Genomic DNA, 16,273 nt, shown 5'->3' with positions numbered 1-16,273 from the left:
GAAAACGCAGAAAGTCTGGCCATATTTCTTCACACTTCTCTTTGCTAGTTATTCCTTCTGAGGAACGGCAGCAGATGCCCCAGCATTTCCCCAGGGACCTCTTCCTGCGGAGAATGACCACAGGGCAACCCCACGCCCGTTACCTCTCTGGCCTTCTCCTGCCAGGTGCTGATGACGTCATAGAGCTGGCCGACCGTACCCTGCTCCCCCCATAACAGGAATAACGGGCACTGAATGCGTTTTTCGCCGTCTGATGCATCGTCTTCCAGATCTGTCGTGGCTGCGGCGCGATAGTCTTCACATACCGCATGCAGCATATCCGGGTGCTGATAACAGCGCAGATAATCGGCGAAAATAGCAGGTTCGGTGGCGTCTGGCGTTTTATTCTGCGCATCAATATGTTGGCGTAGAAAAAATGCCGGATCCTGACCAATCATTTTCTCAGGCAGCGGTGCAGGCTGAATAAGAAAAAACCACCAGAAATAACGCGTGGCGAACGTTTTATCCGTCAGTGCGTACATTGTCGCCGTCGGCGCAATATCAATAAATATGCAGCGGCTGACCCGGTCAGGATAATCCAGCGCCAGCCGATGCCCTACGCGCCCTCCCCGATCGTGACCGACAAAAATGAAGGTGTCATAATTTAACCGGTCCATCAGCTGAATTATATCCTGCGCCATGACGCGTTTAGAATAATTGCGGTGTCCCTCGCCGCCCGGCGGTTTATCACTGTCGCCGTAACCACGAAGATCGGGCAAAATGACACTGAATTCCTGCGCCAGCGTGGGAGCCACTTTATGCCAGGTAAGATGATTTTGTGGATGCCCGTGGAGAAGGATCAGAGGTGGCCCGTTACCCCCCATCGCAACCCGTAATCTCACTCCGCTGGCAAGGGTCACATCGCCCAGCCTGAAGCCGGGGATAAAGGGGGACGGTCCCCGGTCGATCCAGGTGTTATCGTTCATACCCGCTATCTCTGCGCTGGCCCCAGGGACTGTCGATGGGCGTTACGGCAGCTTTTTCACTGCCCGCGTTCAGCATCATAAGATACAGATCTTCCACTTCCTTACGCGCCCAGGGGGTACGGCGCAGAAACTTCAGGCTGGATTTAACACTGGGATCGCTTTTGAAGCAGTTAATATTGATGCGGCGACCCAGCTCTCCCCAGCCATATTTTGCTACCAGCGCGTTAATCTGCATTTCCAGCGTAACGCCGTGTAAAGGATCTTTGGAAGCGTGCGTGTTCATAAACGTCCTGAATAAGTGAAAAATGGATTCACCAGGGGTGCGAAAAAAACTCTTCTGACAGCTGGCGATAAAAAAGCCAGCGCATAATCGCGCTGGCTTCAGTTTATCTTAACGCATTGTCAGGGCAATCGTCAGAAATCCGCTTTAAGTACCACGCGGTAATTCGCTTTTCCGGCGCGGACGTGCTCCAGCGCGTCGTTAATTTTCGACATAGGGAAGAACTCTACCTGCGGCGCGATATCCGCACGCGATGCCAGTTTCAGCAATGAGCGAAGCTGGCCCGGCGAGCCGGTTGATGAGCCGGTCAGGGCTTTATCTCCGGTAATCAGATCGAAGGCGCTGACCTGGAACGGCTTCATGACGGCACCAACGGTATGGAATTTACCCTGCGGAGCCAGTGCATCAAAGTAAGGTTTCCAGTCCAGATCGACCGCCACGGTGCTGAGGATCAGATCGAAACGGCCTGCCTGATTTTTCAGCGCTTCCGGATCGCGGCTATTAATCACCTCATCGGCACCCATATCCAGAATTGACTGCTTTTTGCCCGGCGTGGAGCTGAATGCGACCACTTCGGCTCCCATCGCGCGCAGAATTTTGATCGCGATGTGGCCCAGGCCACCGATACCGATAACACCCACGCGGCTGGTAGCGGTGATATTGCTCATCAGCAGCGGTTTAAAGACGGTGATCCCCCCGCACAGCAGCGGGCCGGCACTTTCGACATCCAGTTTTTCCGGCAGCGGGATGACCCACTGCCAGTCGGCGCGCAGCTTCTCAGCAAAACCACCATGATTAAGGATGGTCGGTGTCGTGCCGTTCTCACAGTTGACCTGGTGACCATTAATACAGGCGTCACAGTGCTGGCAGCTTTTCGCCGTCCAGCCAATACCCACGCGCTGGCCAAGCGAAAGGCCCTTCTCTTTAGCCGCTTCGCCCAGCGCGGTTACGCGACCCACCACCTCATGACCGGCAATGGTCGGGTAGCGTGAAATGCCCCACTCGTTATCGATCATCGATAAATCGGAATGGCACACGCCGCAGTATTCAACCGCTACCTCAACTTCTTCTGCGCTAAGCTCGCCGGGTTCGTATTCATACAGTTCCAGCGCCTTTCCGGCTTCCATTGCTGCGTAGCTTTTGATTTTCATTCGTTACCTCAGATTCCATTAACATCGGCAGTGAGTGTAGCAAAGCCTGAGGGTGTGCTATAAAGCCAGACGTGTGATTGGTCCTGTGGTGTGTATCAGGATGTAAATTTTGCGGGGTTTTTATGCAGCTATTCGCTTAATTATGTCTTCTGATAAGCTGCTTCTTCAACGTCAGGCCCGCTATCTCTGCCGGACCTGACGATTAACGTTAAATCTACAGTGCACTGAATGACTACTTTAAATGCTAAGGATGTGAGACAGGTATTGACATTTCGCTTCGGAAAATATTTTCAGGATCAACGGCTCGTTTAGTATTGATCAGCATATTTACTTTGTCTCCATAGTAAAGCTCCAGCCAGCGCGTATCTGTAGTGCCGGGTTGATTACTGATATACCGCATATCCACGTCAGGATAATTAATAAAACAACCTTCATAGCGCTGATTATCGCTAAAGGGCTTACCATTCTGCTGCGAAAAAAAGTCATTAAAAAAATCCTGACACCAGCGTATACACTTATCTTCATTAATCGGGTCTGTCCAGTAAGCCTGCAGCTGTGATTTCAATAGTGAATGTCGCTGATGTACCGCCGTGGGATTACTGACCTCATCATTTGTATTAACGCAACCACCATATGAGTCAATTTGTAATAGAGCCTGGTTAAGATGTGTCTGACCGGTCTGATTAAAGTGAGTCCAAATTGCATCAACTTCAACGTCGGTAAAATTCTCTATTTGATAAAAAGATTTATATTTTCCGAACTGGTTGCTACCTGAACCGTTTATAGTTTGAGTTAAATACAACCAATCCATTAAACGCGCATCTTTGAGTGGGTTGCTTAATCTGGCCTCTTTACCCTGAAGCCTGGTCACTGGCCCCCACGAGTTTTCCATGGAAGCGACATAAGCATTGGTCCCCGCGGCGCTGTTCATGTGGTGAACAAAATCTATCAGTGGCGCGGTCTGATTAAGCGCATCAACCCGCCCGTTAGTTCCTGTATACTGGATCAACAAACTAATATCACCGGTAGAGCGATGCTGTAACTTGAGTAGCGTAAAAAGCCCACCATTAGCCAGCGCAGGATCGCTACTGTTCCAGTGCCGATCGTTCTCTTTAAACCAGCGCCAGTATTCCTTAAGAAAATGTTTTAGCTTTTCTTTGGTGAAACTTGCCCATGGCCATGAAAGTGTGAGCAGATAGGCCTGACGGGGAGCGTGAGGTAGATCTTTGTAATAATAATTGAGAATAATGCCATAGTTGCCGCCGCCGCCACCGCGGCAGGCGATAAAAAGGTCACGTTCAGTGCCCGTGCTGTTCAGGCTAACATGTTTTGAAACCAGTCCCTTGCCATTCAGGTCAGGCACAAGAATATCCACACCACTTAACCAGTCTACGGTAAGTCCATGCAGTCTTGAAAGCAGACCGTAGCCCCCGCCACATATATGGCCACCCGATCCCACGGAGTAACATGAACCGCCAGGAATTGTTCGGTTAGCTGTTTTATACAGTGCGTTGTAACCGTCCCAGTTCTGATTGCCCGTCGCCGCGCGAAATTTATATTTCTCACAGGTATTGTAAGGGGAGTTAACATCGCCCGCCTCACTAAATTCCATACCGGTCATCAGGCTAAGATCGATGATAGCAAGTGGCTGGTGTTCTTCACCCTCCAGCTTATTAGATACAAGGCCTTCGTAGCAGTGTCCACCACTTCGTATCGTAATGCGGTAACCTTTTTCAAGCGCATCATTTGCGGAACGGTGAACTGATTCAGCACTATCACAAATATAAATATAATCGCCTTCTTTCCCTTGCGTAGGTCATCTTAAATTAAATCCTTTTTTAAGCGTTTCATAACGATCGTCTTGCTTGTCTATAATGATATGATTCGACATTCCGGCATCCTTATATCTAATAATTCGATGTAAGTCTTTATACAGACAGGTTTATAAAAAATATTAACTGGTAAGATTGTAAAGAGCATTGTTTCTCACACCCTTCGCATTTAAGTTCAAATGGAGTATGAGTTTATTTTATTTATTAATCAATGCTATAAAAATAACCTTTTTTGTTTTTTAAGGGTATATCAAATGGAAAGCGAAAACACATCATGATTAAGGTCTTGATTACCACCTGAAGGTTGGGTTATAGAGGGATGAGCAAAAAGTGGGAAAATAGGCCCCCACTTTTTGCTGTCAAATTCCACAAACATTTCGTCATCAAAAAGGCATCACAGCAGCCCCAGCCATGTCTGGTTCGACTTCGTAACCTGTCTTTATGCGAGCATCGATAGCCACCTTGCGAGATTCTGGCTCCCGGGCAAAGCGACAGTACGGTTCCCAGGTGCGCATGTCCTGTACCCACTCCGGTAGTAAATTATAGATCGCTTTCTGCATCAGGCGTCGTCCGTCGCGGGGTATTGGTGCTATGATCGGCATCGCTCAGTCCGGTTGGTGGTTTGGGATATTTGGCGATTGATCAGATCGCACAATCCGGGCTGAATTTCCTTTAAGTGATCTACTATTCGGCGCAGCTATTTAGTTACACTTACGCCATCCCTTTATTTGCCCTGGAGTTATAATTCCCGGAACGGCAAATTCAACACTTTTAGAATGGATGCTGTGACTTACCTCAAGGGTTGCAGCTGTATCGACCCCCTGGTGTGGTTGCAGGTAAATAGCATATTCATATTTTCCATAAGATCCGCTTTTTAGCCTTTTAATTGATGTGGAAACATATGAATATTGATCACGTGAACCAGTCATATGGTCTTCAATTGTACCTAATTTTTCTTTTTGGGGATAAAAGCCGCCTGCTGCTATTACTTCATCCAGAGAACGATTATCCTGCCGATAAACCATGATGGGTTCTTTATTTGTAACCCATCTTTTGGCTGAAAATCTTTTATCCACATCAAACGGGCCATGCATGCTCTCGGCCCATGTTCGTTTAAGATCAACAGGAGTAAAGTCAGTGTGCATTTCAATATGTGACATAGCCACCCCCCTTGAAACCCCAGTACTTTCCATCATGTTTTCTTCAGGAGTATTTATATAGTTATTTCCATTCTCTCTGCTAAAAGAAATAGAAGTTATTTTTTTACTGCCAAATCTTTTTTTACCTATGACCTCAAATCTCGATTCAGCACTCTTATCAAATTTCCCACTCAATTTAAAATAAACATCTTCGTATTTTAAGTAAAGTTGCCCCTTCTCCGAATCATATAAACCTGGATGAGTTTCAGATGGCTGTAGTCCCTTTATCTTACTTGCTGGTATTCCATTTTTTTATTCGTATTAAGCTTGTTCACCAGGCCTTCAGAAAGATGTAAGCACGACGTCCCAGGAGATCTAGCCAGTCGACAAGGTGAATAGTTTACTAATGACTTCTTTTTTTCATTGACAATAAAATATCTTTTATCAAACCGGGACACCTTGATATTTTCATTACCACCTTTGATGACACCGCTTATGCTCACATCCTTCTCATTTGATGGAATGTAACGATAGAACTTATCACCAACTTTTATCGTATGAAAGGATTCTCCAGACTGTTTACTTGTTACACTATATATACCATGCTGAACTGGACTAATTCGACTAAGAGTATTTTTGTCTATAGCCCCATTTAACTTATTTGTAATGTGATGGTCAAAGTAAACATTATCACTTAGGGATTTAATTATTCTGTTTTTATTGGTTATTTTTTGCTCCCATCTTTTAGTTTGCGGAGAGTAAGATATTCTTCGACGCTTACCATGAATATGAGTAAAATATCTACCATTTTCAGATATCAACCCCCTAGCTTCCCCTTTAATATTAACTAGTATTTTATTATTTTTAAAAGATAAGCCCTCAGGCACTCTTAACTGACCTTCAATTGTTTGTCCTTTTGAATTTCTCGGGGAAAAATCTACAATACTTTTCCCCAAAGCAAGAAGTTGATCGTTTGCTTCAGATAAATCATCTACATTCAGCTTTTTATTATCTATGCCATCAGCCATCATTCTGAATAGTGCCCCACCCAATCTCTGTGTAACCACAAGCGGCATGCTACCAGGAAGTAATGCTGTAACCATCGATATTAGTTTGTCTACCACTGAGGTTATTGATTGAATATTTTTTATTTCCTACGGGGTTGGGCATCGTTTATAATTGTTATAATAATGAATGACCTGAGCTTCCTTTGCAAGTTCACCTACCGGATTACTGAAAGTTTTACCAACCTTTCTAAATACATCAGAATAGGTTAAATGCTGTCGATCTTCAATGCAGGAAAAATCCCGTTTTTCAATTTTAACATCATCAGGTACGGGAGGATGAGTCGTTGTTTTCTTTTCAAATACGGCATATCTTGGGAATCGATTTGTATCTTTATCTCTGACAGGTAATGCATTTTCCCCAGAAAAACGTAGAGGATCATTTTGAAGTATAACCCCCCCTGGATGGGGTTTGCGGGATAGAATCCCTGAGAGTGCTGATTAAATTAATACCATCAGCTAACCGAACCTGGCTTAGCAGCATTAGCAGCGGGGCTGCTATACCCTGTCTCGGATTTGTAGTCTGGTGCGATACTCGGTTTAGTTCATCATTAGAATTGACGACAGTGTGAATACTACTTCCGAAGTGAATTTTTCCATCCGGGATGGCAGAGTGGTCTGGGCCTTTGCTCTGAGCCTGTGTTGTGGAATACTTCCTTAAGTTATCTTGAAGCTTATTCTGGTGAATTCCGGCTAATTTTCTGTGCTGTAACAATGATACTGGCATGATTGAGCTCTCTTACTTTTAAACATACCTTAATCGCATACCTGTGCATGTATTACTTTCAATAAACAATCATTTCGCTCATTTAGTTACTCCCTGCCGGTTTGATCCCGTTAACCTCCTGTCGATATCAATCCGGTCCGGAGGGACACCGATTTTCGCCAGGGCTTCCTGCTGGACAGTCAGATCCTCTTACGGACACGATTAATCGAGGTCAGGATGACAACCCGAATAAGGCAACAGGCAAAAGGTGGCCTGGCAATACACTTTGCTGAACGGGCATTGCACCTTCCAGAGCAGCAATGAAATTATTGACCCTGGATGCGCGGGTTGCCGGGGTGACGGAGATATCGGCGGTTCCGACGTAGAACCGCCTAGTGTGAACCGATGGCGTTTTTCACTTGTCGTTAATGTGATGCAAAATTTGCGCCGATTGCGAGTCGGAGGGATTTCGAATGCGAGCCGCTATACGCAGGGATGGCTGAAAAACCCACTGCCAGATAGCCATGCTTCGGGCTGAAAAAACGTATTAGCCTTACATTTCGCTCTTTAGCTGCTGTGTAACCTGGCCTATCGCGTCAACCACCTGAGTGGAGTTGTTTTGTATATCAATAATCACGCTCCCCGCTTCCCGCACCATCATCACGCCCTGGTCAGCGCGGATCAGGTTAGCCGAGATATTTTTCTGTGCCAGGCTGGCCAGGGACTGATTGCTTTCCACCACGCTGGCGATTTGCAGCGTGGCGCTGTTAATGTTCGCCGCCAGGCTGCGCACCTCGCTGGCAACCACGGCAAAGCTGCGACCGTGGGTTCCGGCCCGCGCAGCCTCGACGGCCGCATTCAGCGCCAGCAGGTTGGTCTGATTGGCGATGGTTCTTATCGTTTCCACAATAACCCCAATCTGCGCCGACTGGGTACTCAGGCCATTCACATCTTCGGAAACCTTCCGCAGCTCATGGGCGATTTCATTCATCTTTGTGACGCTGTTTTCAATCACGCTGACGCCCTGTCGGGTATTATCGCGCGTTTCCAGCGCCGCCTGGTAAGCATGCTCGGCGGCGTCCCGTTCCTGCTGATTTTTAATCACCTGTTCGGTGACGTCGGTGGCAAATTTAACCACCTCATACAGCCGGTTGTTTTCATCAAAAACCGGGTTGTAGGTCGCGCGCAGCCACAGAGCCTGACCTTTCTTATCCACCCGCAGGAACTGCCCGGAAATGAAGTCACCCCGTCCCAGCTTGTCCCAGAATTTCTTATATTCAGCGCTGTTATACAGCGCGGGTGAGCAGAACATACGGTGATGCCGACCGACTATCTCCGCACTCTGGTATCCCGTGGCCTTCAGAAAGTTAGTATTGGCGCGCAGCACTTCTCCCTCAGGGGTAAAAGCAATCACCGCCATCGAACGGTTGATGGCATTGGTCATTGCCCGCTGCTCCTGCGCGGCCAGAATCCGGCGGGTGACATCGGTCGCCAGCTTAACAATTTTGATGATGTGTCCACGACGATCCGCTACCGGAACATAGTGCGCCTCCAGCCAGAGCGCGGTGCCGTCTTTTGCCCGCCGCTGGAAGGTATCACTGAAGCTTTCACCACGACGAAGCCGTTGCCAGAACTGTGCATACTCCGGCGACCGAATCAACTCCGGGGGGCAGAACATTCGATGATGCTGACCGACGATCTCGGCCAGTCCGTAGCCCATTTTGGCCAGAAACAGCCCATTAGCCGAAACAATTTGCCCGTCGGGCGTGAATTCGATCGTCGCAACGGCATCGTTAAGCGCGCTCAGCGTAGCCTGAGAATGTCGACGCCCGCTGCGGACGAAGCGTGAAAAGAACCCTGGTATTAATGTCCCGCTCATGGTGTAACCTTATTAGCCATAATTATTATATTCGTCACAAAGACACTATCGGCAAAGGTCAGAAAAACTCCATAATTAAATTGCGTGAAATATAATAGCACCCTATCTATTAGCAGGGTTCAGGATCCGCCAGCCGCGCCCGGCGGCATTGTGCAATCTCATTGGGAAAGTAATCGCCTGTTTACCCTCTTATTTCCGCATTCGATTTAAGTCAAATCCCCTAAAGTGGTCAGCAACCCGGAGCGTGTCTGACTCACTGATACCGGATATCTGACTAAAAAGGTCCTTTTTGCGTGGCAAAATCATTTTTACGCAGCGGAAGTCTGGATGCGGTTCTGCCGCTTGGAGAGAACGGCCAGCCTGTTTACCTGTCAGCCCTACAGCTGCGCGAGACGCTGCGCCTGAGAAAGCAGCAGCAGATTGCAGACTGCCTGGCAGTACCCCAGCCCAATGAGGCTGGCGATCGTCTCGACTGGTACTCGCCCGTCTCCGGCAAGGTTACCTCCTGGGCGGCCGCCAGTGAATCCGCGCGCGCCCATGCACTCAATCAGCTTATTGCCTGCCAGCAGGCAGTTGACGTGATGTGTCAGCGGGCTCAGCAGTCTGACAAACCCAGCCAGAAACTGTTTGGCGCGCTGTTATCCCGGGCGATGCAGTTTCCCGATCCGAACTACGTGTATCTGGTGGGCGGTAAGCCGGTGATCACCTTCTGGGGATTCGTCAGCCCGGAGAAAAAAGCCCGTCAGGACGCCCTGGAGTGCCTGCGCGCGACGGAAGAGGAGCAGCCACCGCGAGTCTTATCAAAACTGACCGCTTCAAAACTCACTGAGGTGGCCGCGCCAGCGCCGGTACTGACGGCCAGTCACGCTACCCCGGCGGTGCCCGCTGAGCCTGAAGCGACGCAGACAAGCCCCGCTGCCGATCTTCCTGCGGCCCCCGCGGTTTCCGTATCGCCGACCTCTCCCTTATCCGAACTAAACGCAAAGAAACCTGCGTTAAAAAACAGTCTGCTTCGCTACGGCTGGACCCTGCCCGCCGCCGCACTGCTGGTCGCGCTGGGCGTACAGCTGAAAGGCTGCGAGTCCACGACCCCACCCGCTTCTCAGGCCAGCGCCCCACGGCCTGCCGATGGGCATGACACGAAAACCAACCTGCCGGACGTCACCCCGACCCGCGCCGCTGAGCAGTCTGCGGCTAATGAGACGACACGCCGGTCAGGCGAAACCATTGAGACGCAGCCGGTCGGGAACGCGGCGGAAGCGGCGGCCAGTGCCCGGCCTGAACAACCGGCCAGTGCGTCGGGCGCCGACGCAGGGAAATCCGCCCCTGTGGTATCTGCCGTTAGCGCACCGGTTAGCGGAAACTCCGCGAATCCGACCCTGCCCGTCGCGGCGGCAAATGCCGTACCCGCGCCGGTTGAACAACCCGCAGTGACCAGTGAAGCGGCGGCGGCGATCCCGGTCGCAAAAGATGATTTAGTCATGCCTGCCGATGCGGTGAAGCTGGGATCGACGCGGTTTATTAACGGCGGCTGGCGGGTTATCGTCGGCGGTAAAAATCCCATTACCGGCAGGCCACCCAGCCTGCGCTACCAGATGAAAAATGGTAAAGGAACGGCGCGGATAATTCAGGGCGATGGCATCAGCTGCCGCGTGGATGTCTATGCCGGTCTGATGAAGTCAGGCAACCTGGTGATCAACAGCCGAACCAAAGCGAAATGCAGCGACGGCTCGCGCTATCAGATGCCTGAACTGGTGTGCAAGCAGGGAGCCAATGGCCCGGCCGAATGTAGCGGCCAGTACGATACCAATACGATATTACCGATGACGATGAAGCGCGAGAGTAAATGATGATGCTGGCGACGATCGCTGATTTTAAACCGAATATGACGCTGATTCAGAACAGTGGCATTCAGTTCCTCGACTTTTCCCTGACGCCGGTGCTGGATGCTGAAATGCCGGGCAAGTTTGTGCGCCAAACGGCCAACGGCCCGCTGCTGCGTTTGAACTTTAACGCGCAGAATGGCCGATACCTGCTGCCGGTGGTAGCCGGTGGCATGCCGGAAGTGGTGAAGCCTGAGTTCAGTTTCCCCCTTGAGCAGTCTCTGTCACTGCTGGAAGGGATATGGCTGCCGCTGCCCTTTTTCCGTTTCAATCCGCCGCGCAGCTTCAGCAGCGGCCCGGATAACTGGGCGCGTATGCAGATCGTCGCGCTGGATAAGCCCGATCAGAACGGTAAAACGCACCGCGTCTGCCTGGCATTTGAAACGCGCACCTGGCCCGAAGGCGAAGATGAATCACTGGCGTTAAATGAGAGTGATGCCCAGTCCGGCGTCAGTTTTGCGCTGGCTCACCGCAGCGAAGATCTGGGCGAATTCCTCGATCACACCTGGGTCGATGGCTGGCTGCGCGAAGTGTTCAGCCAGCAGGTGGCGAAAATCGAACAGCGCCCACAGGTGAATGTCCGCACCGCCCTGCGCGAGTTTGAGTATCAGGCGCACTACCTGAATATCCTCCATATGCTGGGTCATCAGCTGGTGCTGCCCGAACTGAAAATCAGCGCCGCCACGCTACAGGAACCGGCGATTTCGGTCGATCTGATCCTGGACGTGGGTAACTCTCACACCTGTGGGATTATGGTGGAAGATCACCCTGACGATCCTCAGGGACTGAAGCATACCTACGAACTGCATCTTCGCTGCCTCAGCGCCCCGCATCAGGTCTATAACGAACTGTTCGAGAGTCGCGTGGAGTTCGCTCAGGCCAGCTTTGGCAAACAAAATTTTTCGGTGGAGAGCGGGCGCGATGACGCCTTTATCTGGCCGTCGATCACCCGTGTCGGGCGCGAAGCCAGCCATCTGGCGCTTCAGCGGCTGGGGACTGAGGGCGCTACCGGCATCTCCAGCCCACGTCGTTATCTGTGGGACGAAGAGATCTACACGCCGGGCTGGCGCTTTAGCCGTACGCCGGGCAGCGCGGCCCAGGAGCCACCGGCCACCGCCATCCCGCTGACCAGTCTGGTCAATGACGAGGGCCAGCCGCTCTATAACCAGCCGCTGGAGGATCGTCTGCCGGTCTTCTCACCACAGTACAGCCGCAGTTCGGTAATGAGCTTTATGCTCTCTGAGCTGCTGGCTCAGGCGCTGATGCAAATGAACAGCCCGGCACAGCGGCAGAAGATGCTGCACAGCAGTGCCCCACGCCAGCTGCGCAATATTATACTCACCCTGCCCTCCGCGATGCCGAAGCCCGAGCGTGAAATTTTCCGCCGCCGCATGCACGAAGCCATTGCGCTGGTGTGGAAATCCCTGGGCTGGCACCCGGCTGACGATGATTTCAGCAGCGCCGCCGATAAGGCGAAAAGCAAGGTGCCGGTGCCGGAGGTGCAGATGGAGTGGGATGAAGCCACCTGCGGGCAGATGGTCTATCTGTATAATGAAACTCAGGTGAATTTTGGCGGGCGCGCCGAGGCTTTCTTCATCAGCATGGCACGCCCTGACCGCGCGCGGGCATCCGACGAACCCCCAGGTAAAACGCTGCGTATCGCCTCTATTGATATCGGCGGCGGTACCACCGATCTGGCGATCACCCAGTACCGTCTGGATGATGGCGTGGGTAATAACGTAAAAATTATGCCGCGCCTGCTGTTCCGTGAGGGCTTTAAGCTGGCCGGGGACGATATCCTGCTGGACGTGATTCAGCTGTATGTGCTGCCGGCGCTGCAAACCGCGTTTAAACAGGCGGGCATGGCTAATCCGGAGGGCGTAATGACCCGTCTGTTTGGTCATGAAGGTCGTCTGGACGGTCAGTCAACGCTTCGCCAGCAGGCCACCCTGCAAATCTTTATGCCGGCGGGCCAGGCGATTCTGGAAGCCTATGAGCGCTTCGACCCGCTGGAGCTTAACGCAGAGGTTGATGCGCGCGTTGGCGAGCTGCTGGCCCAGCCGCCGACGGCGAAACTGCTGGACTATATCAATCGCGAGATCCAGCGTGAGCTGCCGGGCGAAGCGGAGGAATTTGATATCCTGCGGGTGCCGCTGGTAGTGAAACTCAGCGCGCTGCATGCGGAATTTCTCTCCCAGGGGATGAATATCACCCACAGCCTGCGCTCGATGTCCGAAGTGGTGGCGGTCTATGACTGTGACGTGCTGCTATTAACCGGCCGCCCATCGCGCTTCCCTGGGGTACAGGCACTGTTTCGCCATCTCCAGCCGCTGCCGGTCAGCCGCATTCTCTCACTGGACGGTTATCACACCAACGACTGGTACCCCTTTAATAAACAGGGGCGGATAGAGAATCCAAAATCAACCGCGGCGGTTGGTGCGATGCTCTGCCTGCTGTCGCTGGATCTGCGCCTGGCTAACTTCTGGTTCAAAGCCGGTGATTTTCAGCCTTACTCCACCATCCGCTATCTGGGCATGCTGGACGGCAGCGGCGCACTGAGCAGCGACAACGTCTGGTACGCCGATATTGACCTGGACGATGAAGCCTTTACCCTCGATCCCCGTCAGCGCTTCCAGGTGCGCGGCACCCTGACGCTGGGCTTCCGCCAGCTGGATAATGACCGCTGGCCTGCGTCGCCGCTCTATTCCCTGACCATCGCCGATCCGCTGCTGGCGCGCAGCGTGGCCGGTGATAAAGTATTGAAAATCAGGCTGGCGGCAATAAAGGGGCCGGATAACGCCGCCCCTGAACGATTTGAAATCGCTGAAGCCACGCTGGATGACGGTACGCTGGTGCCGCCCGAACATCTGCGGCTGAAGTTAAATACCCTGGCAAACAGCGGTACGGGCCTGACCCATTACTGGATTGACAGCGGGAGCGTATACAAGAAATGAAACCGTTAACGCCTAAACAGCTGGCGGCGCAGTTTGGAAAAAAACTGGATGCCATTACCCATGGAATTGACCTTTCAACTGAGTGGCTGACGCGCGCGCGCGAAACGTCTCCGCGTCTGGATATGGAGGCCGACCGGCTAAATGTCAGCCTGCGACGTCAGCATAACCGGGCCTCCGCCCTTGCCGCAGCGGCTGAGAAAGAGTGTGCGATAGGTTTTTTTGGCCTGTCACAGGCAGGCAAGTCCTGGCTGATTAACGCCCTGGCGGCCAGCGAAAAAGGTCGGCTGGAAATTGCCTTAGGGGCCGCCACGCTTGACGAAACGCTTCTCAATCCTCAGCAGCAGACCGGTACGCTGGTGACCCGCTATACCGGGCAGCAGGTGGAGGTGGATAACGGCTGGCCGGTGAAGCTGGCGTTACTCAACGAGGAGGCGCTGGTTAGCATTCTGGCCGATGCCTGGTCCCGGCGCGCAGGTGAGCAGCCGATCCGCATGGATGAAGCACAGATCGGTGAACGTCTGCAAACGCTGTCGATGTCACGACAGCCAGCAGAGACTGACGGCATGAGCCGCAATGATGTTGTTGCCCTGTGGGATCGGCTGTCGGCCAACCCGCTCTGCGTCAATAAGGCGCTGGAAACGCATTTCTGGCCGCTGGCGATTGATCTGGCTCCGATGCTGAGCGTCGACGATCGTGCGCGTCTTTTTTCGCTGCTGTGGGGCGAAGACAGCGAGCTGACCGCCCTTTACCGTCAGCTGGCGCATGTGCTGCATCACCTTTCCTGCGCGCCGGATGTCCTGGCGCCGCTCGCCGTGCTGGACGATCCTTCGGTCACTCTTCTTAACGGTCAAGGGCTGCGCTACTTTAATACCGCCAGCGATCCGGTGATTCAGGTCGTACCGCAGAAAAAGGGTCGCGCGCTGAAGCCGGTCAACGTGGCGCTGTCAGAGCTGACCCTGCTGGGGCGTGAGGTGCGCCTGCCGTTCTACAGCGCACCGCGTGAAACGCTTTTCGAGCAGGTGGATCTGCTGGATTACCCCGGATTCGAAGAGCCAGCTGTTCTGCCAGACGACCGGCACCATGAGCTGGCGCTGCGCTTCCTGACCGCCAAGCGCCCTTACCTGCTGACCCGTGCCGCTGAGCACCAGGATATCTGCCTGCTGATGGTTTGCAGCGCGGTCGGGCAGCGCGCGGATACGCCCAGGGTGGGCCGCATACTGGATAACTGGGTTAAGCAGACTCAGGGAGAAAATGCCCAGGCGCGCAGCGGGCGGAAACCTGGACTGATCTGGGCGCTAACGCCCTTCGATCAGCGTATTACCCACGGTCAGAACTATGACGCCGCCGTCCAGCGTTATGTCGGCAACCCCGGCGACGCCTGGGGGGCGATGCTGGCAATGGATGAGAAAGGCATCGGGCGTATGGCAGGCTGGCTGGTAACCGAAGTCCGCCGCGACAGCAAGCTGGCACGACTGCAGGCGCAGCGCGAGGAAGTTCGCCGTGAGCTGACTGACAATCTGCTCGGCCGCTGGTTCCAGGCTTCTGATAAAGAGGAGCCGGAAGCGCGTTTGCGCGTGGCGGAAACGCTGCTTAAGGCATTGCAGTCGCGCACTGGCGTACATGGCGAACTGCTGGAGCGTCTGCTGCCCGACCGCGAAACGCTGCGCCACCTTTTCCTGCAGCAGCAGCAGCGTCCGGCCCGTCGCGCGCAGTCCGAAGCGCTTATCCCCAGCGCTGACGATCCCTTTGGCATTGGCATGAGCATCGACCTGCTCAGCGATGATCCTCTGCCCGGCCTGCTTAACCCCGCAGACGTGCCGCCCGCTGAGGAGTCGGAAACGGAGTTTGCCCGCCGGGTTTACCTCCACTGGATCAATCTGCTCCGCCAGCTACCCGACAGCGGCCAGTTGCTGGCGCTGCTGGGGGTCAGTAAATCCACGCTGGAAATGCTGACCGGCGAGCTGATCACCGCCAGTATCAGGCTCGATATTGAAGCCTCGCTGGCTACGCTGCTCACCGATCAGGACGCATCAGGCACGCCAGCCGAGATGATAGCCGATCGTCAGGTATCCCGTGCGCTGAGCGTGCTGGGTGATTTTGTTGCCTGGCTGGGCTTTCAGCACGTCGCTGAAGCAGATCGTCCGGCGAGCCGGATCAATCGCGGGCAGAAAATTTTCGCCAGGCCGGAAACCCAGACCGCCAGCCTTGGCCCCGGCCAGCGTCTGACCCGACTGGCGCTCAAGCCTAATAATCACGCGGCCTACTATATCTATGACTGGCTGGTTGGGCTGAATGAAACCATTATGCAAAATGCTGGCTGGTCTGCCGCGCGCGAAATAAGCAGCGCGCACCGTGACGAGCTGGCGGCTATTTTGCAAAAGATAGGGGGTTAAGGGTATCCGATAGCTTTCGATGGATAA

Annotated in this window: 10 protein-coding genes and 1 pseudogene; 3 read left to right on the top strand and 8 right to left on the bottom strand. The window is 53.0% G+C overall.

Translation table 11 applies throughout. The annotated features are described in order from the left end of the window. Positions 1-44: 44 nt before the first annotated feature. From A1830_RS03590 to A1830_RS03555, 8 genes and pseudogenes are all read right to left on the bottom strand, one after another. Positions 45-965, bottom strand: a complete 921-nt coding sequence (locus tag A1830_RS03590) for an alpha/beta fold hydrolase (protein ID WP_067701852.1) — start codon at positions 963-965, stop codon at positions 45-47. Next, positions 955-1,248 (bottom strand): VF530 family protein, encoded by a 294-nt coding sequence (locus tag A1830_RS03585; RefSeq protein ID WP_067701849.1) that lies wholly within the window; start codon positions 1,246-1,248, stop codon positions 955-957. The genes A1830_RS03590 and A1830_RS03585 overlap by 11 nt, the downstream gene beginning before the upstream one ends. 131 nt (positions 1,249-1,379) lie before the next feature. Continuing rightward, the gene (locus A1830_RS03580) at positions 1,380-2,396 is read right to left on the bottom strand and encodes an NADPH-dependent aldehyde reductase Ahr (RefSeq protein WP_067701846.1); all 1,017 of its coding nucleotides are present in this window, start codon (positions 2,394-2,396) and stop codon (positions 1,380-1,382) included. Positions 2,397-2,640: 244 nt separating this feature from the next. Continuing rightward, positions 2,641-4,179 carry a BBE domain-containing protein gene (locus A1830_RS03575; protein ID WP_231877565.1) on the bottom strand — a complete coding sequence of 513 codons (1,539 nt, stop codon included), beginning with the start codon at positions 4,177-4,179 and terminating at the stop codon, positions 2,641-2,643. 377 nt (positions 4,180-4,556) lie between these two features. Further along, positions 4,557-4,770: pseudogene (locus tag A1830_RS23850) on the bottom strand (IS481 family transposase); the annotation flags it as partial. A gap of 159 nt (positions 4,771-4,929) precedes the next feature. Next, complete coding sequence (locus tag A1830_RS03565) at positions 4,930-5,562, bottom strand: scabin-related ADP-ribosyltransferase (protein ID WP_156484931.1); 633 nt, start codon at positions 5,560-5,562, stop codon at positions 4,930-4,932. An 89-nt stretch (positions 5,563-5,651) separates the two neighbouring features. Next, positions 5,652-6,398 (bottom strand): hypothetical protein, encoded by a 747-nt coding sequence (locus A1830_RS03560; RefSeq protein ID WP_156484930.1) that lies wholly within the window; start codon positions 6,396-6,398, stop codon positions 5,652-5,654. Between the two features lie 1,292 nt (positions 6,399-7,690). Beyond that, positions 7,691-9,016, bottom strand: coding sequence for a methyl-accepting chemotaxis protein (locus A1830_RS03555; protein WP_067701834.1), 1,326 nt, complete (start codon positions 9,014-9,016; stop codon positions 7,691-7,693). Positions 9,017-9,309: 293 nt separating this feature from the next. On the opposite strand from A1830_RS03555, the gene A1830_RS03550 reads away from it, so the two are divergent. From A1830_RS03550 to A1830_RS03540, 3 genes are read left to right on the top strand one after another with little or no spacing between them, the layout of a single operon-like run. Further along, positions 9,310-10,866, top strand: coding sequence for an SrfA family protein (locus A1830_RS03550; RefSeq protein ID WP_067701832.1), 1,557 nt, complete (start codon positions 9,310-9,312; stop codon positions 10,864-10,866). Between the two features lie 2 nt (positions 10,867-10,868). Continuing rightward, positions 10,869-13,853, top strand: coding sequence for a virulence factor SrfB (locus A1830_RS03545; RefSeq protein ID WP_067702232.1), 2,985 nt, complete (start codon positions 10,869-10,871; stop codon positions 13,851-13,853). Then, positions 13,850-16,246 (top strand): virulence factor SrfC family protein, encoded by a 2,397-nt coding sequence (locus tag A1830_RS03540; RefSeq protein WP_067701829.1) that lies wholly within the window; start codon positions 13,850-13,852, stop codon positions 16,244-16,246. The genes A1830_RS03545 and A1830_RS03540 overlap by 4 nt, the downstream gene beginning before the upstream one ends. Positions 16,247-16,273 lie beyond the last annotated feature (27 nt).

Source organism: Erwinia sp. ErVv1, assembly GCF_900068895.1.
Taxonomy (GTDB): domain Bacteria; phylum Pseudomonadota; class Gammaproteobacteria; order Enterobacterales; family Enterobacteriaceae; genus Erwinia.
Note: the sequence above shows the minus strand (reverse complement) of the source record. Positions and strands in the feature narration are given on the sequence as shown.

Excerpts from the sequence above, each read along its gene's own strand:
- A1830_RS03590 (WP_067701852.1), bottom strand. The coding sequence starts at position 965 with ATGAACGATAACACCTGGATCGACCGGGGACCGTCCCCCTTTATCCCC.
- A1830_RS03585 (WP_067701849.1), bottom strand. The coding sequence starts at position 1,248 with ATGAACACGCACGCTTCCAAAGATCCTTTACACGGCGTTACGCTGGAA.
- A1830_RS03580 (WP_067701846.1), bottom strand. The coding sequence starts at position 2,396 with ATGAAAATCAAAAGCTACGCAGCAATGGAAGCCGGAAAGGCGCTGGAA.
- A1830_RS03560 (WP_156484930.1), bottom strand. The coding sequence starts at position 6,398 with ATGATGGCTGATGGCATAGATAATAAAAAGCTGAATGTAGATGATTTA.
- A1830_RS03555 (WP_067701834.1), bottom strand. The coding sequence starts at position 9,016 with ATGAGCGGGACATTAATACCAGGGTTCTTTTCACGCTTCGTCCGCAGC.
- A1830_RS03545 (WP_067702232.1), top strand. The coding sequence starts at position 10,869 with ATGCTGGCGACGATCGCTGATTTTAAACCGAATATGACGCTGATTCAG.
- A1830_RS03540 (WP_067701829.1), top strand. The coding sequence starts at position 13,850 with ATGAAACCGTTAACGCCTAAACAGCTGGCGGCGCAGTTTGGAAAAAAA.